General features: G+C 60.5%; 21 protein-coding genes. 12 read left to right on the top strand and 9 right to left on the bottom strand.

Translation table 11 applies throughout. The features are described from left to right. Positions 1-88 precede the first annotated feature (88 nt). From D1646_RS13715 to mraZ, 4 genes are all read right to left on the bottom strand, one after another. Positions 89-2,521 (bottom strand): penicillin-binding transpeptidase domain-containing protein, encoded by a 2,433-nt coding sequence (locus D1646_RS13715; RefSeq protein WP_243154174.1) that lies wholly within the window; start codon positions 2,519-2,521, stop codon positions 89-91. 129 nt (positions 2,522-2,650) lie between these two features. Beyond that, on the bottom strand, positions 2,651-3,211 hold the full coding sequence (locus D1646_RS13710) for a hypothetical protein (RefSeq protein ID WP_160636997.1): 561 nt from the start codon (positions 3,209-3,211) through the stop codon (positions 2,651-2,653). A gap of 30 nt (positions 3,212-3,241) precedes the next feature. Then, complete coding sequence (rsmH, locus tag D1646_RS13705) at positions 3,242-4,189, bottom strand: 16S rRNA (cytosine(1402)-N(4))-methyltransferase RsmH (protein WP_160636996.1); 948 nt, start codon at positions 4,187-4,189, stop codon at positions 3,242-3,244. 1 nt (position 4,190) lies between these two features. Continuing rightward, positions 4,191-4,607: a division/cell wall cluster transcriptional repressor MraZ gene (gene mraZ / locus D1646_RS13700; protein WP_160636995.1), complete on the bottom strand. Its 417-nt coding sequence runs from the start codon at positions 4,605-4,607 to the stop codon at positions 4,191-4,193. A gap of 430 nt (positions 4,608-5,037) precedes the next feature. On the opposite strand from mraZ, the gene D1646_RS13695 reads away from it, so the two are divergent. Both D1646_RS13695 and D1646_RS13690 read left to right on the top strand, forming a co-directional pair. Continuing rightward, entirely contained in the window at positions 5,038-5,613 is a 576-nt protein-coding gene (locus D1646_RS13695; RefSeq protein ID WP_160636994.1) for a uracil-DNA glycosylase, read from the top strand. Between the two features lie 66 nt (positions 5,614-5,679). Further along, positions 5,680-5,865: a YdeI/OmpD-associated family protein gene (locus D1646_RS13690; protein ID WP_160636993.1), complete on the top strand. Its 186-nt coding sequence runs from the start codon at positions 5,680-5,682 to the stop codon at positions 5,863-5,865. Between the two features lie 44 nt (positions 5,866-5,909). Here D1646_RS13690 and D1646_RS13685 read toward each other — a convergent pair whose 3' ends face one another. Genes D1646_RS13685 through D1646_RS13675 form a run of 3 tightly spaced genes read right to left on the bottom strand, consistent with a single transcriptional unit; the run spans position 5,910 to position 8,152 of the window. Further along, positions 5,910-6,488 carry a peptidoglycan-binding protein gene (locus tag D1646_RS13685; protein WP_160636992.1) on the bottom strand — a complete coding sequence of 193 codons (579 nt, stop codon included), beginning with the start codon at positions 6,486-6,488 and terminating at the stop codon, positions 5,910-5,912. After that, positions 6,485-7,741, bottom strand: a complete 1,257-nt coding sequence (locus tag D1646_RS13680) for a peptidoglycan-binding protein (RefSeq protein ID WP_160636991.1) — start codon at positions 7,739-7,741, stop codon at positions 6,485-6,487. The genes D1646_RS13685 and D1646_RS13680 overlap by 4 nt, the downstream gene beginning before the upstream one ends. A 9-nt stretch (positions 7,742-7,750) precedes the next feature. After that, positions 7,751-8,152, bottom strand: coding sequence for a spore cortex-lytic protein (locus tag D1646_RS13675; RefSeq protein WP_201754682.1), 402 nt, complete (start codon positions 8,150-8,152; stop codon positions 7,751-7,753). Positions 8,153-8,289: 137 nt separating this feature from the next. Between D1646_RS13675 and D1646_RS13670 the strand changes: the two genes are divergently transcribed. From D1646_RS13670 to D1646_RS13630, 9 genes are all read left to right on the top strand, one after another. Continuing rightward, complete coding sequence (locus tag D1646_RS13670; protein ID WP_160636990.1) at positions 8,290-8,868, top strand: Uma2 family endonuclease; 579 nt, start codon at positions 8,290-8,292, stop codon at positions 8,866-8,868. Between the two features lie 87 nt (positions 8,869-8,955). Continuing rightward, complete coding sequence (locus D1646_RS13665) at positions 8,956-10,332, top strand: DUF512 domain-containing protein (RefSeq protein ID WP_160636989.1); 1,377 nt, start codon at positions 8,956-8,958, stop codon at positions 10,330-10,332. A 14-nt stretch (positions 10,333-10,346) separates the two neighbouring features. Continuing rightward, on the top strand, positions 10,347-11,672 hold the full coding sequence (der, locus tag D1646_RS13660; protein WP_160636988.1) for a ribosome biogenesis GTPase Der: 1,326 nt from the start codon (positions 10,347-10,349) through the stop codon (positions 11,670-11,672). 3 nt (positions 11,673-11,675) lie between these two features. Beyond that, complete coding sequence (locus D1646_RS13655; protein ID WP_160636987.1) at positions 11,676-12,341, top strand: glycerol-3-phosphate acyltransferase; 666 nt, start codon at positions 11,676-11,678, stop codon at positions 12,339-12,341. A gap of 125 nt (positions 12,342-12,466) precedes the next feature. Continuing rightward, complete coding sequence (locus D1646_RS13650; protein ID WP_160636986.1) at positions 12,467-13,171, top strand: glycerol-3-phosphate acyltransferase; 705 nt, start codon at positions 12,467-12,469, stop codon at positions 13,169-13,171. A gap of 92 nt (positions 13,172-13,263) precedes the next feature. Then, the gene (locus tag D1646_RS13645) at positions 13,264-14,265 is read left to right on the top strand and encodes an NAD(P)H-dependent glycerol-3-phosphate dehydrogenase (RefSeq protein WP_160636985.1); all 1,002 of its coding nucleotides are present in this window, start codon (positions 13,264-13,266) and stop codon (positions 14,263-14,265) included. 72 nt (positions 14,266-14,337) lie between these two features. Further along, positions 14,338-15,507: an alanyl-tRNA editing protein gene (locus D1646_RS13640; RefSeq protein ID WP_160636984.1), complete on the top strand. Its 1,170-nt coding sequence runs from the start codon at positions 14,338-14,340 to the stop codon at positions 15,505-15,507. After that, a complete protein-coding gene (locus D1646_RS13635; protein ID WP_160636983.1) occupies positions 15,504-16,076 on the top strand; it encodes a guanylate kinase in 573 nt (190 codons plus the stop codon). Before D1646_RS13640 ends, D1646_RS13635 begins: the two co-directional genes overlap by 4 nt. A 60-nt stretch (positions 16,077-16,136) precedes the next feature. Further along, complete coding sequence (locus D1646_RS13630; protein ID WP_160636982.1) at positions 16,137-16,352, top strand: DUF3221 domain-containing protein; 216 nt, start codon at positions 16,137-16,139, stop codon at positions 16,350-16,352. 57 nt (positions 16,353-16,409) lie between these two features. Here the strand turns inward: D1646_RS13630 and D1646_RS13625 are convergent, their stop codons facing one another. Further along, positions 16,410-17,417, bottom strand: a complete 1,008-nt coding sequence (locus D1646_RS13625; RefSeq protein ID WP_160636981.1) for an aldo/keto reductase — start codon at positions 17,415-17,417, stop codon at positions 16,410-16,412. A gap of 327 nt (positions 17,418-17,744) precedes the next feature. Between D1646_RS13625 and D1646_RS13620 the strand changes: the two genes are divergently transcribed. Next, a complete protein-coding gene (locus tag D1646_RS13620; protein WP_160636980.1) occupies positions 17,745-17,945 on the top strand; it encodes a hypothetical protein in 201 nt (66 codons plus the stop codon). Between the two features lie 79 nt (positions 17,946-18,024). Here D1646_RS13620 and D1646_RS13615 read toward each other — a convergent pair whose 3' ends face one another. Beyond that, entirely contained in the window at positions 18,025-20,667 is a 2,643-nt protein-coding gene (locus tag D1646_RS13615; RefSeq protein ID WP_160636979.1) for a valine--tRNA ligase, read from the bottom strand. Positions 20,668-20,863: the final 196 nt, after the last annotated feature.

The following is a 20,863-nucleotide window of genomic DNA, read 5'->3' as shown; positions in this document are numbered from 1 at the left end:
TTCCTCGCTCTGACCGATCCGCAATTCCGCAGGTACTCCACCCGGTAACGCAGACGCCTCTATCTCATATATCCTGCGTATCTCACGCTCAGTTGTCCCGCACCGCGTCAAAGAACCTGACGTCGATGACACTGCCGATGGCGGCCACGTCCCCTCCGTCCACGCTCTGGCGTTCGGCGGTGGTGCTGTTGCTGTAGTAGACAGATACGCCGGACGCCCGCATAAAGAAGCCGGCCTTTTCCAGGGTACTCTTGGCGGCCTCATAGGTCATGCCGGTGACATTGGGCACAGGAGCGGACTCCTCTGGGACGGCGTCCCCCAAATAGAGGATCACGGTAGATCCGCCTGGGATACTGGTTCCGGCGGCCGGGATCTGCCGGGAGACGGTATCCCCTGACCCGATGGTGCGGAATTTCAGATTCCTGTCTTTCAGGGCCGACTCCGCCTCCCCCACCGGCACACCGGTCACCTTGGGCATGGATACGTCCACGGCGGCGGACTCGTCCGCATTGTAAATCTTCTCAACGCCCATATAGTCCAGGATCTGGGCAATGAGGGAGCCCGCCTTGGGGGCTGCCATGTGGCCGCCGCTGATGTACACGCCGGTGGTGGAGAATTTCCCCCCCGGCTCACTGGGCTGGGGGCAGTCGTAGGCGATCAGGACGATCACCTGGGGGTCGTCGGCGGGGGCATAGCCCATGAAGGAGACCAGGGTACGGTCCTTGATGCCCGTCTCAGAGGATCCGGTCTTGCCGCCGATGCGGTAGCCCGCCACGTAGGCGTTCTTGCCGGTCCCCTGGGAAACCACCCGCTCCAGAATATCCGCCGCCCGCTGGCTGGTCTGCTGGCTCACCACCTGGCGGACCACCTCGGGCTGGGTGTTCTGGACCACAGTGCCGTCCCGGGTGCTGATGGACTGGACCACATAGGGCTTGACCAGATTGCCCCCGTTGATGACGGCGGCAAAGCCACAGATCATTTGCAGGGGGGTCACCTCAAAGTTCTGTCCGAAGGAGGCCACCGCCAGGTCCACATTGCTCATTTTATTCCGGTCCCAGATGGAGCCTGCCAGGCTGGCCTCACCGGGCAAATCAACCCCTGTCTTCTCACCCATACCAAAGGCCAGGTAATAGTCGTAGAATTTGTCGATGCCCAGGCGGCTGCCGATTTCAATAAAGGCGGGATTGCAGGAGTTTCCCACCGCCTCGGCCAGGGTCTGCTGCTTGTGTCCGCTGCGCTGGGAGCAGTGGATGGGCTCGTCATAGCCGGGGACCATCACTGATCCGGAGCAATAAAAGGTGTCGCTCTCGCTGACCACTCCCTCCTCCAGGGCGGCGGCCAGCACCAGGGCCTTGAAGGTGGAACCGGGCTGATACCGGGAGTCGATGGCCCGGCTGCGCCACTGGGTATTCAGGGCGTCGGACTTGGCCTGACTCTCCGCCTTCTCCATCAGCTCGCTGTCGGGCAGATTTTCCTCGTTGTTGGCCTTCAGCTTTTCAAAGATCTTTTGGGCGTTGGGCTCCAAATTCTCCAGAAGCAGGTCGTTAATAATAGTAGAGTAGTTGTTTGGGTCGAAGTCCGGGGAGCTGGCGATACCCAGAAGGGCCCCCGTCTTGGGGTCCATGGCAATGCCGAAGGCCCCCTCCCGCACGTCAAACTCCTCAATGCCCTCCTCCAGGGTTTTTTCCAAATAGGACTGGATGGTGGTGTCGATGGTAAGGGTCAGGTCGTAGCCGTTAATGGCGTCGATGTAATTGGCGTAGGCGTTGTACCGCTCGGTGCCGCCGGCGGTGCGGGTCGTGGTGACCCGGCCCGCGGTCCCCTCCAGTACGTCGTTATACACCGCCTCAATGCCGTAGGCCCCCCCCTTGCTGTTCACAAAGCCCAGCGCCTGGGCGGCCAGGCCGGAGTAGGGGTAGTAGCGCTTGGTGTCGGGCTCCTGGTAGAGGAAAGTGGAGGATTTGTGCTCCACAATGTACTCCTGGAGGGTCTTGTGCTCCTCCTCTTCAATGCCCTTCTTCACGACCCAATAGTAGGACTTGGTATTGCGGACCTGCTTCTCCACCGTCTCCCGGTCCAGGTCGGGGAAAAGGGCCATCAGTTCTCCCACCATCTGGTCCTGACGGGCAGAGACCTTGGCCTGATAGACGTCGTCCTCCAGGGGCTTGCCGTCCTCGTCCTTGTTGGATACGCTCTTCACCAGGTCGTTGGCGGAAAAAATCAGGTTATACACCGTGGCTGACATGGCCATCACGTTGCCGTTTCGGTCGTAGATGTTGCCCCGGTCGGCGGTGATGGGGTAGTCCAGGGTCTGCTGGTCACTGGCTTTCTTTTGGAACTCGTCATGGTGGACGATAGCAATGTCATACAGCTTCCAAACCAGAGGGACAAACATCAGCACGCCGCACAGCACCATCAGGAAAAAGGTGCGGTTGATAATGGAGCGCTTGGAGTGGGTCCCACGGGTCGCTCCAGTGGGGACGGCCATACGGCTCATGGAGCGCTCCCGTCCGTTTCTCATAAAAGGTCCTCCTTTCCGGGTTCTTCACATAAAGAGCGCAAGAAATTTTCTTTCTTGCGCCCTCATTTCTTCTATACCGGGCTAGCCGCTGCCCTCCGGCGTCAGGCACACCCCAACTATATGGCCGCTTCAGCGGAAATATTCTATAATGCCGTCAAACATATCCCGAATTCCGTCCCAGAGGCCCCGGAAGCCCGCGTTCAGTCCCTCCTCCTGGTAGAGGGTCACGGTATCGGGGGCGGAGAGATCGATATAGACCACCTGATCGCTGGTGGGCCGGACCATGCTATCCCCCACCGCCTCCTGGATGGTGGCCAGATCGAAGACCTTCTCATACTCGGCGGACAGGGTGCTGTTCCGGCTCTGCAAATTGGACAGCTCCTTGCGCAGGGAGACCATTTCGTCGTTGGCCACCGTCAGCTGCACATAGCTGGTAATCAGCATGGCCGCAAATATGACCACCGCCAAAAAGCCCACCACCGCGAAGGGGGCCACCTGTCCAGCCTGGCGCACACGGGCCTGGATACGCTCGTAGCGCTGGACCGGCTGGCGCTGTTTGGGCTTGGGAGCCCGGCGGAGCTCCTCCTCCCTCCGGGGGGCGCGCACCGCGTTCCCGTCGTAGGCCGGGGAGTAGGCCGCGCCGCCGTAGGCATTGTATCCGGTTGTGCTGCGGCGTCGGTTGGCGGCCATAGATTCTTCCCCTTCTTGTACAATATTCCCTCAGCGAGGGTCCTTCAGCTTCTCCGCAGCCCTCAGCTTAGCGCTGCGGGCCCGGGGATTTTCCGCAAGCTCCCGCGCAGTGGGGAGGATGGGTTTCTTATTCACTAACTTGATCTCCGGCGTTTTGCCGCACACGCACACAGGAAAATCAGGCGGGCAGGTGCAGCCTCTGGCAAAATCAGCCAGGCCAGTTTTCACAATGCGGTCCTCCAGGGAGTGGAAGCTGATGACCGCCAGCCGCCCGCCCCGGTTCAAACGGGGGACGGCCCGCCGCAGCATCCGTTCCACGCTGGCCAGCTCGTCGTTGACGGCGATGCGGATGGCCTGAAAGGTGCGCTTGGCGGGGTGCTGCTTCTCCCGCAGGGCCTTGCCGGGCATGGCGCCTCGGATGACCTCCACCAGCTCCAGGGTCGTGGCGATGGGCTTGTCCTCCCGGCGGCGAACAATGGCGGAAGCGATTTGGGGGGCATAGCGTTCTTCCCCAAATTGAGAAATAATTCGTCTTAACTCCTCCTGGGACCAGCCGTTTACAATGTCCCCGGCGGTCAGCCCCTCGCTGCGGTCCATGCGCATATCCAGGGGGGCATCCGCCAGATAGGAGAAGCCTCGGGACCCGTCGTCCAGCTGGGGAGAGGAGACGCCCAAATCAAAGAGCATTCCATCCACTCCGACCAGGGACAGCCTGTCCAAAATCTCGTCGATCCGGTCAAAGTTGCTGTGAACCAGAGTCACCCGGCCCATCCAGGGGGCAAGCCGCTCCCGTGCTGTGTCCAGGGCCACCTGATCCCGGTCCACACAGATAAGCCGGCCTGTGGTCAGCCGCCGGACAATCTGCTCGCTGTGGCCTGCCCGGCCCAGCGTGCCGTCCAGATAGACGCCCTCCGGAGCAATGCGCAGGGCCTCTATGCACTCCTCCAACAGAACGGGGCGATGGATCAATTCACTCATATCAGAACCCCAGCTGAGCCATACAGGCGGCCATCTTCTCCGGGGTCATCTCCTCCTCTTCCTGGGCGTTCCAGACGTCCGCGGACCAAATCTCCGCCCGGTCGTGGACGCCGATGATTACGGTCTCCTTCTCCAGACCGGCGTATTTCCGCAGCTTCTGGGGAACTACAATCCGCCCCTGACTGTCCAGCTCGCACTTGGCGGCGTTAGCAAAGAGAGGGCGCATTACCTTGGACTGGCTCATGGGCAGGGAGGCGAATTTCGCGGTGAAGCGGTCCCAGGTGGACTGGGGGTAGATGGCCAGGCAGGCGTCCACGCCCATGGCCAGGTAGAAGGTGTCTCCCAGCTCCTCCCGGAGCTTGGCAGGGATGAACAGCCGGCCCTTGGCATCGATATTGTGCTCGTATGTGCCGGTCACCGCCCTCCACCTCTCCTCCACTTCAATGCAGCAGAAGGGGAAATTCCTCCACTCCGCCCCACTCTGTGTTTCAGTATAAATCCTGTTGACATAAAAAGCAAGTTCTTTTTTCTTTCATTTTTGTCCTAAATATCGGGTTTTACATGAAAATCTTTTGTTTTTCTCCTGTAAAACGTATGTTCTATTTTGTTTTTGCTGAAAGGGGCGTCTCTCAATACCACAATATATTCTTTATTTTTTTATTTTAAACACTATATATTGTATCCCGCTGGGCATTCCCTCCCCTGCGCTCCCGGAGTGGGGGAGAAAAAACATGAGCAATAAGTGCCAGAAAAAAATTTTCTCCAGAATACCCCCTTTTCTGACAAAGCGGCCTGTGGTATACTGGGGGCAGCTCAGCGGAAACCCGGAGTTTTAAGGAGGAAGCAATATGCTGTATACAAATTGGGAGGAGCTGGAACAGGCCTGTATGTCCTGTCAGAAGTGCGCCCTGGCCGATACCCGCCACAACGTTGTCTTTGGTATGGGCCCCCGGGACGCAGAGGTAATGTGCATCGGCGAGGGCCCCGGCGAAAACGAAGACCTCCAGGGAAAGCCCTTTGTGGGCCGGGGAGGCAAGCTGCTGGACGATATGCTGGAGATGATCGACCTGAGCCGGGAAAAAAATGTGTACATCGCCAACATGGTCAAGTGCCGCCCGCCTCAGAACCGCGACCCCCTGAACACCGAGCAGGAGGCCTGCATCGACTATCTGCGCAGCCAGACCGCCCTGATCCGGCCCAAGATCATCATCTGTCTGGGCCGCATCGCCGCCTGCAAGCTGATTAAGGAGGACTTCAAGATAACCCGGGAACACGGCCAGTGGTTTGAGAAAAACGGCGTGTGGATGACCGCCCTCTTCCACCCCGCCGCCATCCTCCGGGACCCCCGCCGCCGCCCGGAGACCTTTGAGGATTTAAAAGTCATTCAGGCAAAAATTCGAGAGATCTGCGACCATACTTATTAAAAGGAGAACCCGCCGCCCGCGTATATCCCCGGACGCCCTGGGCCATACTAGGTCCGAGGTGATAATATGGATGTGAATATGAACGCGGCGGTAACCTTTGGGGAGCTGCTCCAGAAAAATCCTCAGGCCTCCGCTTTCTACGACCGCTGCACCCCGGACCAGCGCCAGGCCATCCTGCTCCAGCTGGGGCAGATGACCAGCCAGTCCCAGCTGCGGGCCTTTGTGGACAACCTGCCCAGCGCCGCCCTGTAAAAATTCAGCCGCCCGCCTCCCTGAGAGGCGGGCGGCTTCCGCTGTCAGCCCCAGCCGCCGGTAAAGGCGGGGATGCAGTCAGTGTCCTGGACCACAAAGATCTCATAGAGATGGGACAGGGCGTCCCAGGTGGCGGTGTCCATACAGCCGGTCTGAGGCAGGCCCGCCGCCCTTTGCAGCCAGCGGATATTGCCCGCCGACGCGGGGCCGTTGCAGCCGTCGGCCTGGCAGGGTATAATGCCCTCAAACTGCTTGGCCAGAATATTGAACATGGTTTGGGGCACAATCAGATACTCCTTGGACTCCCCCTCGTGGACCTGAATGCCCTCGGAGGGAAAAATGCGGGTGGCCCGGGCGTAGCTGTTCTTGGACTCCTGAGCCAGCCAGGCGTCCCGGATTTTGTCCCAGGTGGCCTGGTCCACAATCCCGGTGACGGGCAGTCCCGCCTCCCGCTGAAAGCGCATCACCGCCTCCAGGGTACGCTCTCCAAACACGCCGTCCACCACCAGCTGGGGCAGAAATTGATAGGTCGCTGACAGCTGCCGCAGCATATATTGCAGACTGCTCACCGGATTGGCCAGCATCTCCCGCTCCAGCAGCTCCTGGCCCAAATCGAAATTCATGCGCTCACTCCTCTCTGTCCGTTTTTCTGGCCGTCCGCCTGGCCCAAATTCAGGGGACTGCCCTGATACTGGCCCAGCCGGGGGGTCTCGGCCCAGCGGTCCGGCTCCTGCTCCGGGGCCGCAGGCGCCATAACGGGGACGGCGTCCTCTCCCAGAGACTGGGCCCGCACGGTGTCCCGGCTGAGGGAGTAGTTAGCGGTCACGAAGCTGTCATAGATGGAATTCCAGGTCCGGTCATCCACCACGCCGCTGGGAGTGATGCCGGCCCAATTCTGATAGGTGCGTACCGCCCGGCTGGTGACGGGACCAAACACACCGTCCATGGCCGGGGCGTACAGCGTGTCGGAGAACTGGGCCAGCAGAGAGAGCATATACTGCAAAACCTCCACCTCCGGGCCGGAGTCCCCCTCCTCCAGCCGGCCGGGAAACTGGAACTGGACGGCGTAGTAGGTCTGACCCTTGCTCACCAGCTCCGCCAGCTGGAGAACGCCCACATAGAGGTATACCATCTTATACCAGGTGGCCTTGCCCACAATGCCGTCCACCGTCAGGTTGAATATCCTCTGGAACGCGCGCACGGCACTTTCGGTGGCCTCGCCGAAGGCGCCTGTCGAGGGCACCTTGGGAATGGCGGGGTAATTTTGGGAAATACGGTTGAGCATGGCCTGGACCACCGACACATCCGGCCCCGCCGACCCCCGCCGCAGCGGGGTCCCGGGGTAAGAGGAGGTGAGGTCTTGAATGGGGGCGTCCACCACCAGCTCAATGTCGTTCCCGTAGTAGTGGTAGAGAATATCCATGGAGTTGGCCCCCTGCTGGGCCATCTCCTGGCTGCCCCACTGGGACAGGCCGTTGCAGGTGGAGGTGGTGCCGTTGCAGAACTTAGCGGCCAGCGGCTCCACAAAGCCCTGGCGGCGGATATAGTCGTTAAAAATCTCGTCCACCATCTGGCTGATGTTCTCAAACACGTTCCGCCCCCGGACGAAGGCCTGATCGTACTGGGTTGTGGAGGTGATTTGGAAGTCATAGCCCTGGCTGGGGTAAAACTCGGTGTAGACCCGGTTCAGCGCAAAGGAGATGATGGCCAAAATATTGGCCCGGATGGCAGAGGGCTCCCAGGTGGGGTAAATTTCGCTGGAAGCCACATTTTTTACGTAGTCCGGAAAGGTCACCGTCACGTTTTCCGCCCACTGGTCGGGCAGGCCCAAGTGAACCGTAATGGTGCGGGGGACATATGGAATGATGACAGGCATACCTTCACCTCACAGGGACTGGGCCGGGATATCCCGCTCCCCCCGCTGCTGAAGGCTGCAAAGCCCCTGGGGCAGGGGAATCAGCTCCATATCCTGTATGGTCTCCACACCGGGGAAAATCTGCACGCCGGCTACCTGGAGCATGGCGTAGCCCGGCTGCTCCGCCCACACGTCGCACAGGGCGAAGGGGGCGCCGTTCCCGGGCAGACCGCCGGGCGAGGTGCTCTCCCCCAGGGCGGGGGCGTCGATGGTCACCGGGCGGATCAGTCCGCTGCTGTCGGTGCTCTGTATGGAGAGCAGCTTGTATTTGCCCTCCTCCCCCGGCGCGGCCACCACCACGGCGGCCCCCTCCAGGGGAATCTGCGCCTGGGAGGTGTACACCCGGACGCTTAGTGTTCCTGTTGCTTGCATTGTGATACCTCCTAAAAAACGGCGAACTGCTTCCGCCGTTTATCCCATCCTATGCGGAGGGTCGTTTCCCGGTCCCTGCTTGCAAACTCTCCCTTGCCTGTGGTATAATAAGAAAAAGTGCAAAAGGAGTGAGACGTATGGCTCTGCCCCAGGAGGAACACTACACCTACGCCGACCTGCTGTCCTGGGAGGACGACCCAACCCGCTATGAGCTGTATGACGGCCAGCTCAGGGCGCTTTCTGCCCCAACCCACATCCACCAAATGATTCTGACCGAACTGCTGACGCAAATCCACGCCTATTTAAGGAATAAACGCTGCAAGATTTACCCCGCTCCCTTTGACGTCCGCCTGTTCGAGGAACCGGAAGACGTCCCAGGCACTGTTTACACCGTGGTCCAGCCCGACCTCTCCGTTGTGTGTGACAACGACCGCCAGGTGGACCGCCGGGGCGTCCACGGCGCGCCCGACCTGATCGTTGAGATTCTGTCCCCCTCCACCAAGCAGTATGACTGCCTGGTGAAATATAAGCTGTACCAGCAGGCTGGGGTCCGGGAGTACTGGATTGTGGACCCGGACAAAAAGCTGGTGCTGGTCTATACCCTGGTGGACGGCCAGTACTACGTGCCGGAGGTCTACACTGCCAAGGATACCGTGCCGGTGGGGGTACTGGAGGACTGCCATGTGGATCTGAGCTCCGTTTTTTCGGAGGAATAAGCCAGCGGGGGCATAAGCTCCCGCTTTTTGTCTTGCATTACCGCATCGTTTATAGTAAGATGTGATATTGGAAAGGGGGAATAGCCCATGAGCATGACAGCCGTCAAGGCGGTGGACCCCCGCAGTCCGGCTCACCGGGCGGGAGTTCGAGTGGGGGAAACGCTGACCCACATCAACGGCAACCCGGTTGTGGACGTGCTGGACTACAAATTTTACAGCTACGACCCCCGCCTGGTGCTGACGCTGCGTTCTCCAGAGGGAACCTCCCGCACCCTGCGAATCCGCAAGGGGGAGGGGGAAGATCTGGGGCTGGAGTTTGAGACCTACCTGATGGACCGGGCCCGCTCCTGCGCCAACCGCTGCATCTTCTGCTTTGTGGACCAGATGCCCCCGGGAATGCGCCCCTCCCTCTACTTCAAGGACGACGACGCCCGGCTCTCCTTCCTGCTGGGCAACTACCTCACCTTAACCAACCTCTCCCCCCGGGAGGTCCAGCGGATCATCGACCTGCGCATTTCCCCCATCAATGTGTCGGTCCACACCACCGACCGGGCGCTGCGCTCGGAGATGCTGAACAATCCCCGGGCAGGGGAGGGCATTGACATCATGGAACGGTTTGCCGCCCACGGCATCACCATGAACTGCCAGATTGTCTCCTGCCCCGGCATCAACGACGGCCCGGCCCTGGACAGGACTCTGACCGACTTGGCGGCTATGTTCCCGGCGGTGAACAGTATTTCGGTGGTCCCTGTGGGGGTGACGAAATACCGTGATGGGCTGTACCCCCTGAACACCTACACCAGGAAGACTGCCGCCACCCTCATCGGCCAGGTGGAGTCCTTCGCCGCCCGGCATCTGGAGGCAAAGGGGACCCGGCTGGTGTGGTGCTCCGACGAGTTCTACCTGCTGGCCGGGCGGGACCTGCCCCCCGAGGACTACTTTGAGGACTTCACCCAGCTGGACAACGGGGTTGGGATGCTCACCCTGCTGTCCCGGGAGTTTGCCCGGGCCTTGGAGCTGATGGAGCCCGAGGAGCTGGCGGGCAGCACTCCTTTCTCCATCGCCACCGGCCTGTCCGCCGCCCCATTTTTGGAAAAATTAGTGGCGATGGCCCGGGAGAAATGTGGTACAATAGAGGGGAGGGTCTTCCCCATTGTCAACCGCTTCTTCGGCGAGACCATCACCGTGGCCGGGCTGGTCACCGGGGGCGACCTGATTCAGCAGCTCCGGGGAAAGGACCTGGGCCAGCGGCTGCTCATCCCCGCCAATATGCTCCGCGCCGGGGAGAACATCTTTCTGGACGATGTGACCACCGATGATGTGGAGCGGGAGCTGGGCTTGCCCGTCATCCCCGTCCCCCAGGACGGCTACCAGCTGCTGGACGCCATCTGCGGCATTGAACTGACTCCGGAGACCCAGCGCCTGGCCTGGGAAAATGAGGAATTTTACCGGTATAATCCGTAAAGGAAGTGACGCCTATGAAACCCCTGGTTGCCATTGTGGGCCGCCCCAACGTGGGCAAGTCCATGCTCTTCAATAAATTATGCGGACAGCGGCTGTCCATTGTGGAGGACACCCCCGGAGTGACCCGGGACCGGCTGTACGCCCAGTGCGAGTGGAGAAACCGCACCTTTGACATTGTGGACACCGGCGGCATTGAGCCGGGCACCGACGACCAGATTCTCTCTTTCATGCGGGAGCAGGCCGAAATCGCCATCTCCACCGCCACGGTGATCGTCTTCGTCTGCGACATCAAAACGGGCATGACCGCCTCCGACCAGGAGGTGGCCAATATGCTGCTGCGCTCCGGCAAGCCGGTGGTGCTGGCAGTAAACAAGGCCGACCAGACGGGACGGGAGAACCCGGATATCTACGAGTTCTACAATCTGGGCCTGGGCGACCCCATCGCCGTCTCCGCCGTCCACGGTCACGGTACCGGCGACCTGCTGGACGCCTGCTTCGAGTTTTTCCCCCCCGAGGAGGAGGAAGACAGCGAGGACGACGTGGTCAAGGTGGCGGTCATCGGCAAGCCCAACGTAGGAAAATCCTCCCTGGTGAACAAGATCTTGGGGGAGGAGCGGGTCATCGTCTCCAACGTGGCGGGCACAACTCGGGACGCAGTGGACAGCTTCTTTGAGAACGACAAGGGCAAATTTCTGTTCATCGACACCGCCGGAATGCGGAAGAAGTCCAGAGTGGACGACCGCATTGAAAAATTCTCCGTCCTTCGGGCCACCATGGCCATTGAGCGCAGCGATGTGTGCCTGATTATGATTGACGCCCAGGAGGGGGTCACCGAACAGGACACCAAAGTGGCCGGCCTGGCCCATGAGGCGGGGAAGGCCTGCATCATCGTGGTCAACAAGTGGGACGCCATCGAAAAGGACGGCAAGACCATGGACAAGATGCGCCAGGACGTAATGCGGGACCTGTCCTATATGACCTACGCCCCCATCGTGTTTATATCCGCCCTCACCGGACAGCGGGTTGACCGCCTCTTTGAGCTTATCAACTACGTGAACAACCAGGCCGCCATGCGCATTACCACCGGAATGCTCAACTCCCTGCTGGCCGATGCCACCGCCCGGGTCCAGCCCCCCACCGACAAGGGGCGGCGGCTCAAGGTCTACTATATGACCCAGGTGGGCATCAAACCGCCCCACTTCGTCTGCTTCTGCAACGACGCGCGTCTGTTCCACTTCTCCTACCAGCGGTATCTGGAAAATCAAATCCGCTCCACCTTCGGCCTGGAGGGAACCCCCGTCCGCCTCACCGTCCGGGAGCGGAGCGAGAAGGAGGGGTAAGGAATGCTGACAGATATTTTATACGATGTTATGATGGACCTGATTTTTGGCTCTGTCATCACCGCCGCTATCGCTTACCTCTGCGGCTGCTTCAATGGTGCGGTCATCGTCTCCAAGTACATTCTCCGGGACGATATCCGAAACCACGGCAGCGGCAACGCCGGACTGACCAACTTCTACCGCACCTTCGGCGGGCCGCTTACCCTGGGAGTTATCTCCTGCGATGTGCTGAAAGCAATCGCGGCTGTTCTGTTGGGCGTGTGGATATTCTCCTGCTTTGACTTCACTGGCTTTGACCTGATGTATGCCAAATACTGGGCGGGCCTGTGGTGCCTGCTGGGGCATATGTTCCCCTGCATGTTCCACTTCAAGGGAGGCAAGGGCATCCTGTCCGGCGGGACCATCGCCATCATGCTGGACTGGCGGCTGGCCCTGCTGGTGTGGGGCGGCTTCCTCATTCTGGCGGTCCTGACCCGGTACGTCTCCCTGGGCTCCGTCTTCGCAGCCGCCGCCTTCCCCATCGGCACCTGGCTCTTTGTCAGCCGAGACCCCGTTATTATGGCTCTGGCCCTGTTTTTGGGCGGGCTGGTGCTGTACATGCACCGGGCAAACATCCATAGACTGCTCACCGGCACCGAAAATAAATTCAGTCTGCATAAAAAGAAATAGAAGCAACATGAGGGCCTGCACAGAGGAACCCGGCGTCCTGCGGGAGATTCGGGAAAACCCCATACCCAGGAGGGAAGCCCTGTCCGTCTCACCGTCCGGGGGCGGAGCGCGAAGGAGAGCTGGATATGTATGATAAACTGACAGAGCTTTTTCGCCCCATCTATATTTTCATTATGGCAATCGCCGCAATTGAGATTCTGTTCTGGCTGGCTGTCATTGCCTTGACTGCCTATTTCCTGGGCTGCTTCAATGGCGCCGTAATCATCTCCAACTATATTCTGCATGACGACATCCGCACCCACGGCAGCGGCAGCGCCGGACTGACTAATTTCTACCGCACCTTCGGCGGACCGTTGACTCTGGGGGTTATTCTCTGTGACGTTCTCACGGCTGTCCTGGCAGTTGGATTTGGTGCTTTTGTTTTCTATTTTATCCTCCTTGTAACCCGCCCGGACTATATGATTTTCGCCAAATACTGGGCGGGCCTGTGGTGCCTGCTGGGCCACATGTTCCCCTGCATGTTCCGCTTCAAGGGGGGTAAGGGCATTCTCTCCGGCGGGACCATCGCCATTATGCTGGACTGGCGGCTGGCCCTGCTGGTGTGGGGCGGCTTCCTCATCCTGGCGGTCCTCACCCGGTACGTCTCCCTGGGCTCCGTCTTCGCAGCCGCCGCCTTCCCCGTGGGCACCTGGCTCTTTGTCAGCCATAACCCCGTTATGATGGCCCTGGCCCTGTCTTTGGGCGGGCTGGTGCTGTATATACACCGGGCAAATATCCATAGACTGCTCACCGGCACTGAACATAAATTCAGCCTGCATAAAAAGAAATAGAAGCAAAACGAAGTTTTGCGCAAAAGTTTTTCTTTTGTTTCTTTTCTTTTTTCAAAAAGAAAAGAAAAAAACGATTTTGGGAGGAAAACGGTATGAAAATCACAGTCCTTGGCAGCGGCGCCTGGGGCACGGCTCTGGCCCTGCTGCTGCTGGAAAACGGCAACGACGTGACCCTTTGGTCCTACACCGAGGAGGAGTCCAGGGTCCTGCGGGAGACCCAGGAAAATCCCATGCTCAAGGGGGTCCCCCTGCCCCGGGAGCTGAACCTTACCACCGACATGGCCGCCGTGAAGGGCTGCGGGCTGGTGGTGGTGGCAACCCCCTCCTTCGCCGTGCGCTCCACCGCAAAACAGCTGAAGGAGCTGGCCGACCCGGGCACCATTCTGGTCTCGGTGTCCAAGGGCATTGAGAAGGACTCCTCTCTGCGCCTGAGCCAGGTCATTGAAGAGGAGGTCCAGGGGAAGTGCCCGGTGGTGGTGCTGTCCGGGCCCTCCCACGCCGAGGAGGTGGGCCGGCGCATCCCCACCGGGGTTGTGGTGGCCTCCGAGGACCTGAGCATCGCAGAGCAGGTCCAGGATTTGTTTATGAATCAGCGCTTCCGGGTCTACACCAGCGACGACAAGATCGGCACCGAGATCTGCGCCGCCCTGAAAAACATCATCGCCCTGTGCGCTGGCTGCTGCGACGGCATGGGCTACGGCGACAACACCAAGGCCCTGCTGATGACCCGGGGGCTGGCGGAGATGGCCCGTCTGGGGGTTGCTCTGGGGGGCCGGAAGGACAGCTTTACCGGTCTGGCCGGGGTTGGCGATCTGATCGTCACCTGCTGCTCCATGCACTCCCGCAACCGCCGCTGCGGCATCCTCATCGGCCAGGGCAAGCCGGTGGACGAGGCAGTCAAGGAAATCGGCGCGGTGGTAGAGGGCTATTACGCCGCCGCCAACGCCCGGACCCTGGCCCGGAAGGCGGGGGTGGAGATGCCCATTGCCCAGGCCGCCTACGAAGTGCTCTATGAGGGCCGGAATGTCCACGCTGTCATCACCGACCTGATGCAGCGGGCCAAGCGGTCCGAGCGGGACGAGTCCTATCTGTAATCCGTCGCGGACGGCACTCTCAGCGGCGCGCCGGCAACGCCCGCGCCTCACAGAACGGGAAGGTGAAGCAAATTGGAAAAACTCTATGAAAAGGACCCCTTTTTAATCAAATTCCAGGCCCAGGTCCTCTCCTGCACTCAGGGAAAAAAGGGCTTCGACATTGTGCTGGACCGCACCGCCTTCTACCCCGAGGGCGGCGGCCAGCCCTACGACACCGGACGGCTGGAGGTCTCCGAGACCAGGGTCCAGGTCCTGGAGGTACATAGCCGCAGCGGGCAGGTGGTCCACACCTGCGACAAACCCCTGGAGGAGGGGACTGCCGTCACCGGCATCATCGACTGGGACCGCCGCTTCGACCTGATGCAGCAGCACTCAGGGGAGCACATCGTCTCCGGTCTGGCCCACGCCCTGTGGGGATGTGAAAATGTGGGCTTTCACCTGGGCGCGGAGGTGGTCACCATCGACCTGTCCCTCCCCCTCACTTCGGAGCAGTGCCTTCACCTGGAGGAGGACGCCAACCGGTATATCTGGCTGGACATCCCCGTGGAGATCAGCTTCCCCCCGCCGGAAAAGCTGGCCGCACTGCAATACCGGAGCAAGAAGGAACTCAGCGGTCAGGTGCGCATTGTGGAGTTTCCCGGCGCGGACTGCTGCGCCTGCTGCGGGACCCATGTGCGCTCCTCCGGGCAGGTGGGCCTGATCAAGCTGCTGTCCTCCCAGAAATTCCGGGAGGGCGTGCGCATTGAGCTGGTGTGCGGCAACAGAGCTCTGCGGTATCTTAATCAGCTCTTCCAGCAGAACAGTCAGGTCTCTCACCTGCTGTCCGCCAAGCCCCTCCAGACCGACGCGGCGGTGGAGCGGCTGCTGGAAGAAAACGCCGCCCTCAAGAGCCGCGTCCTGGACCTGGAGGAGGCCCGCTTTGCCCAGCTGGCCGCACAGTACGCCGGGCCCGGGGACGTGGTTCTCTTTGAGGAGGGCCTCACCCCGGACGGCCTGCGCCGGCTGTGCGACGCGGTACTTCACGCCTGCGGCGGCTCCGGTTTCTGCGCCTGCTTCTCTGGAGATGATTCCTCTGGCTACAAGTACGCCATTGGCCAGCTGGGCGGCGAGCTGAAGGAATTCACCCAACAGCTCAACCAGGCCCTCCATGGCCGGGGCGGCGGCAAGCCCGACTTCGTACAGGGCTCTGTCCAGGCCTCTCAGGCGGAAATCAAGTCCTTCTTCCAGGGGAGAAACACGTGAACCGCGTCTTCTGTCTGGTGGGCAAGAGCTGCTCCGGCAAGGACACCCTCTATGCCCATATTTTGGAGCGGTACCCTGAGTTGGTCCCCGTCATTCCCTGCACAACCCGCCCCCGCCGCCCCGGAGAGGTGGAGGGGCAGACCTACCACTTTGTCACAGAGGAACGGCTGCGCCAATATGAGGAGGAGGGCCAGGTGGTGGAGAAGCGGGAGTACCACACAACCCAGGGGCCGTGGACCTACTTCACCCTGCGGTTTGCGCTGGACACCGACCGGCTGCTTATCACCACACTGGAGGGGGCCCGGGCCCTGATGGACTGCTACGGCCCCCAGGCGGTACGGGTCGTCTGCCTCCAGGTGGACGACCGCACCCGCCTGCTGCGGTACATCCACCGGGAGAGCCGCCAGCAGCGCCCCGACTACGCCGAGGTATGCCGCCGGTTTCTCGCCGACCAGGTGGATTTTTCCCAGGAGCGGCTGGACCAGTTCCCCCGGCTGGACTTCATCGACACCGGCGGGGACATTGATTCATGCCTGAAGCAGTGGGAAGGGATTTATCAAAAGCAGTGACCTCCGCCCGGCCCGGCGCATAGGATACCACGGACTTCGATCCAACAGGAGGTGACTTCCATGGTAACTATGATCGCCACCGTCGTTCAGGCCTGGGGCTCCCAGGTGCTGGTGAACGACCACAGCAATGGACAGGAGGTGCTGGTGAATACACAATACTCCACCGCCAACCTGGCCGCCGGAGATCAGGTGCGCATCGTCTATGACGGCATTATGAGCGCCAGCCTGCCCCCCCAGATCAGCGCCCAGAGCATCTGTGTGCTGCGCAGCTACTAAGCATAGCAAAATCCCGCCGTGCCCTTTTCGGGTGCGGCGGGATTTTCACTTGACCCCTTAAAAATAGGTCCAGTAGTCCTTGTAGTTGTCCTGGAGCAGCCGGGGCGTATCCAGACCGTAGGGGCACTTGGAGGCGCACTTGCCGCAGCGGAGGCAATTCTCGATCTTCTTCATCTCCCCCTGCCAGTACTCGGTGAGGTAGTCGGCAGCGGGCATCCGGCGCAGCATCAGGGACATACGGGCGCACTGGTTGATTTGAATGCCCACAGGACAGGGCATACAGTAGCCGCAGGAGCGACAGAAGTCGCCAGTGAGCTCCGCCCGGTCCTTGTCAATGACGGCCTGGAGCTCCGCCGTCAGCGCTGGGACCTCCTGCACGCAGGCCAGGAACTGGTCCAGCTCCCACTGGTGCTGGACCCCCCAGATGGGGACCACGCCCTCCTGCCGGGCCATCCAGGCGGCGGCAGCGGTGCCGTTGGACAGCAGACCGCCCGCCATCCCCTTCATGGCCACAAAGCCCATCCCCTGCTTCCGGCAGCTTTCCACCAGCTCTCCCTCCTGAGAGCCGGAGAGATAGCTGTAGGGGAACTGGAGGGTCGCATACAAACCGGAGGCCACCGCCTCCCGGGCTACTGCCAAGCGGTGGTTGGTAATGCCGATATGGCGGATCTTCCCCTGCTTCTTGGCCTCCAGAGCGGCATCGTAGAGCCCATCCTCCCCACCGGGCTGGGGACAAAAGGCGGGGTTGTGGAACTGGTAGAGGTCGATATAATCGGTGTTCAGCATTTTCAAGCTGGTCTCCAGGTGCTCCCTCAGCTCCGCTCCGGTCTGGGCGTGGGTCTTGGTGGCGATGACCAACTGATCCCGAATGCCAGCAAAGGCATAGCCCATCTTCTCCTCGCTGTCGGAGTAGGCCCGGGCGGTGTCAAAGTAGTTCATCCCCCCGTCTACCGCTTTCCGCAGCAGACGGGCGGCCTCCTCTTTTGAGATACGCTGAATGGGCAGACAGCCAAAGCCGTTTTTCTCAATCTCTATGCCGGTGGAGCCCAGCTGGATCTTTGTCATGGGTATTCCTCCTTTATTACGGGGCGCGGTCACCTCAGTGCGCCCTGTTTTTTGTTCGGTGACGGCGGCGGGATGGACTGCTCCCCCCGCTCCTTCTCCATCCTGGCTTCCTCCATCCCAAGAGGTTGGATATTCAACTCTCTGACTTCGCCGGGAAGTTTTGTCATGATAGATGAAATTCATTGACAAGACAGAGGAGCCATAGTACAATATCACTATGACGCTATATAGGCATTTTCAGTGTGTACAACCATTACAGCCAAATTATGATACAAACGCTTATACAGGAGTATTGGGATCGGGCAGTCAGCAAAGGGAGGCAATGATATGAAGAATAACCGGATGCTGCGGGCAGTCATCATGGTTGCCATCGCAATTTTGGCGGAAGTTGGCATGACTGTGTTAAGCGCCTTTCCCCCGCTCTCCCTGGCCTATCAATGGGCGGAACAAAATGATTTAAAAATAATATGGTACGGGATAGAAGCGGGGATTATATCACTGTGCCTGCTGTATTATGCAAAGCGGTAAGCCAACATACTAAATGAGGGCAGCGAGGGCGAACGAGTTCCAAGGAGCGTTCGCCCTCGCTTTATATTGCGGGCCGAAGTTACATCCCCTTCAGCTGTTCCTTCAGCTTGGCCACCAGCTCGGTGAGCTGAACGGCCCGCTCCTTCTCCGCCTCCACCACCTGGGCGGGGGCCTTGTTGACGAAGCCGGGGTTGTTTAGTTTCGTATTCAGCTTGTCCAGCTCGGCAGACTGCTTTTTTAGTTCCTTCTCAATCCGCTGCTTCTCCTTCTCCAGGTCCACCAGCTCACCCAGGGGGATGAACAGCTGGGCGGCGTGAGTGACCACTGCCACCTTCCCGGCGGCGTCGGGGGCCTGGTTCGCGGGGACAATCTCCACCTCACTGGCGTAGGCCAGCTTTTTCAGGAAGGGGACCCCCAGGGTGAAGGTCTCGGTCTCCATGGTGGCCACGGTGAGGCGGGCCTTCTTGGAGGGGGGCACGTTCATCTCGCTGCGGCGGCCCCGAATGGCACGAATGGCATCCATGACCAGCTCCATGGCCTTCTCCTCCTTGGGGAAGTTCATAGCCTCGCTGGAGACAGGCCAGTCCTGGAGCATGAGGAAGTCTCCCTCCTTCACTCCGTCCCCGTGGGGCAGGGCCTGCCAGATCTCCTCGGTGATAAAGGGCATAAAGGGGTGGAGCAGCTTGAGCATTTCTGTCAGCACCCAGCACAGCACCTGTTGGGCCCGGACCTTGCTGTCCTCGTCCTCCCCCTGGAGGCGGGTCTTGGTCAGCTCGATATACCAGTCGCAGTAGTCGTCCCAGATAAAGTCGTAGATCTTCTGAGCGGCCACACCCAGCTCGTACCGGTCCATGTTCTCGGTGATCTCGGCAATGGCCCGGTTCAGCTTGGAGAGGATCCACTTGTCCTCCAGCTCCAGCTTTTCGGGCAGGGCGCACCGGTCGATGGTCAGGTTCATCATCAGGAAGCGGCTGGCGTTCCAGATTTTATTGGCGAAGTTGCGCATGGCCTCGCAACGCTCGGTGTAGAAGCGCATATCGTTGCCGGGGCTGTTGCCGGTGACCAGGTTGAAGCGCAGGGCGTCGGCGCCGTACTTGTCGGCAATCTCCAGGGGGTCAATGCCGTTGCCCAGGGATTTTGACATTTTCCGGCCCTTGTCGTCCCGGACCAGACCGTGGATGAAGACGGTGTGGAAGGGGGGTTTTCCGGTGTGCTCGCAGGCGGAGAAGATCATCCGGGCAACCCAGAAGAAAATGATGTCGTAGCCTGTCACCAGCACGTCGGTGGGGTAGAAGTAGTTGAAATCCTCGGTGTTGTCCGGCCAGCCCAGGGTTGAGAAGGGCCACAGGGCGGAGGAGAACCAGGTGTCCAGCACGTCCGGGTCCCGCTCAATGTTATGACTATGGCAGTGCTCGCACTCGGTGGGGTCGGTTTCGCTGACGGTCACATGGCCGCAGTCCGCGCAGTACCAGGCGGGGATCTGGTGGCCCCACCACAGCTGGCGGGAGATGCACCAGTCGTGGACGTTCTCCATCCAGTTGGTATAGGTCTTGGCGAAACGGTCGGGGACAAATTTGGTCTCCCCCTCGTTGACAACCCGCAGGGCCTCCTTGGCCAGGGGCTCCATGCGGACAAACCACTGGGCGGAGATCAGGGGCTCCACGTCGCTGTGGCAGCGGTAGCAGGTGCCCACGTTGTGGGAATAGGGCTCGATCTTCTCCATGAGACCCAGGGCCTCCAGGTCGGCCACCACCGCCTTCCGGGCCTGGTACCGGTCCATCCCCTGGTACTTGCCGCCGTTCTCGTTGACCACGCCGTTGTCGTCCAGGACCCGAATGGTGTCCAGGTTGTGGCGCAGGCCCACCTCAAAATCGTTGGGGTCGTGGGCGGGGGTCATCTTCACGCAGCCGGTGCCGAAGTCCATCTCCACATACTCGTCGGCCACAATGGGGATCTCCCGGTTCATCAGGGGCAGGATGCAGGTCTTGCCCACCAGGTGCTTGTACCGCTCGTCGTTGGGGTTGACGGCCACGCCGGTGTCCCCCATCATGGTCTCGGGGCGGGTTGTGGCCACCACCAGATAGCCGGAGCCGTCGGCCAGTGGGTAGCGCATGTGCCACAGGTGGCCGGGCTTGTCCTGGTACTCCACCTCCGCGTCGGACAGGGCGGTGACGCAGTGGGGGCACCAGTTGATGATCCGGGAGCCCTTGTAGATCAGGTCCTTCTCATAGAGGCTGACGAACACGTGGCGCACCGCCCGGCTCAGCCCCTCGTCCATGGTGAAGCGGGAGCGCTCCCAGTCGGCGGAGATGCCCAGCTTCTTCTGCTGCTGGACGATCCGGGCGCCATACTGGGCCTTCCAATCCCACACCCGCTCCAGGAACTTCTCCCGGCCCAGGTCATAGCGGGTCAGGCCCTCTTTTTCCCGCAGCTCCTCCTCCACCTTCACCTGGGTCGCAATACCCGCGTGGTCGGTACCGGGGAGGTACAGCGCGGCGCAGCCCTGCATCCGCTTATAACGGATGAGCATATCCTGGAGGGAGTCGTCCATGGCGTGGCCCATGTGGAGCTGGCCCGTCACGTTGGGGGGCGGCATCACAATGGTAAAGGGTTTCTTCTTGGGGTCCCGATGGCCCTTGAAGCAGCCGTTGTTCTCCCAGGTCTGGTAGATACGGGCTTCCACCTCCTGGGGCTCATAAACCTTGGGCAGTTCTTTTTTCATTTCCAAGCTCCTTTGTAATTTATTGTGTTATATGATAATGACAGGCTTGCCACCGCGCTCGTCTATGAAGCGGCGGAAAGCGTCCGGAACACCGGAGGTAAAACAGTCCTTGCGCAGGATCAGAAATTGGCCGGAGGTCAGCTGGAGGAAAAAGGCGGTTTTGCTCTCGTATACCCCCTGAACTCCCTTGTAGGAG

Source organism: Pseudoflavonifractor sp. 60, assembly GCF_009911645.1.
Lineage (GTDB): Bacteria > Bacillota > Clostridia > Oscillospirales > Oscillospiraceae > Lawsonibacter.
The sequence above is the reverse complement of the archived record's forward strand: the minus strand, read 5'-3'. Positions and strand labels throughout refer to the sequence as shown.

Bases quoted from the DNA above. Each gene is read 5' to 3' on its own strand.
- D1646_RS13670 (WP_160636990.1), top strand. From the start codon at position 8,290: ATGGCTCTGCCCCAGGAGGAACACTACACCTACGCCGACCTGCTGTCC.
- D1646_RS13625 (WP_160636981.1), bottom strand. From the start codon at position 17,417: ATGACAAAGATCCAGCTGGGCTCCACCGGCATAGAGATTGAGAAAAAC.
- D1646_RS13675 (WP_201754682.1), bottom strand. From the start codon at position 8,152: ATGCAAGCAACAGGAACACTAAGCGTCCGGGTGTACACCTCCCAGGCG.
- D1646_RS13630 (WP_160636982.1), top strand. From the start codon at position 16,137: ATGGTAACTATGATCGCCACCGTCGTTCAGGCCTGGGGCTCCCAGGTG.
- D1646_RS13695 (WP_160636994.1), top strand. From the start codon at position 5,038: ATGCTGTATACAAATTGGGAGGAGCTGGAACAGGCCTGTATGTCCTGT.
- D1646_RS13685 (WP_160636992.1), bottom strand. From the start codon at position 6,488: ATGAATTTCGATTTGGGCCAGGAGCTGCTGGAGCGGGAGATGCTGGCC.
- D1646_RS13645 (WP_160636985.1), top strand. From the start codon at position 13,264: ATGAAAATCACAGTCCTTGGCAGCGGCGCCTGGGGCACGGCTCTGGCC.
- D1646_RS13615 (WP_160636979.1), bottom strand. From the start codon at position 20,667: ATGAAAAAAGAACTGCCCAAGGTTTATGAGCCCCAGGAGGTGGAAGCC.
- D1646_RS13710 (WP_160636997.1), bottom strand. From the start codon at position 3,211: ATGGCCGCCAACCGACGCCGCAGCACAACCGGATACAATGCCTACGGC.
- D1646_RS13620 (WP_160636980.1), top strand. From the start codon at position 17,745: ATGAAGAATAACCGGATGCTGCGGGCAGTCATCATGGTTGCCATCGCA.
- der (WP_160636988.1), top strand. From the start codon at position 10,347: ATGAAACCCCTGGTTGCCATTGTGGGCCGCCCCAACGTGGGCAAGTCC.
- D1646_RS13680 (WP_160636991.1), bottom strand. From the start codon at position 7,741: ATGCCTGTCATCATTCCATATGTCCCCCGCACCATTACGGTTCACTTG.
- D1646_RS13665 (WP_160636989.1), top strand. From the start codon at position 8,956: ATGAGCATGACAGCCGTCAAGGCGGTGGACCCCCGCAGTCCGGCTCAC.
- D1646_RS13690 (WP_160636993.1), top strand. From the start codon at position 5,680: ATGGATGTGAATATGAACGCGGCGGTAACCTTTGGGGAGCTGCTCCAG.
- D1646_RS13655 (WP_160636987.1), top strand. From the start codon at position 11,676: ATGCTGACAGATATTTTATACGATGTTATGATGGACCTGATTTTTGGC.
- D1646_RS13715 (WP_243154174.1), bottom strand. From the start codon at position 2,521: ATGAGAAACGGACGGGAGCGCTCCATGAGCCGTATGGCCGTCCCCACT.
- rsmH (WP_160636996.1), bottom strand. From the start codon at position 4,189: ATGAGTGAATTGATCCATCGCCCCGTTCTGTTGGAGGAGTGCATAGAG.
- D1646_RS13650 (WP_160636986.1), top strand. From the start codon at position 12,467: ATGTATGATAAACTGACAGAGCTTTTTCGCCCCATCTATATTTTCATT.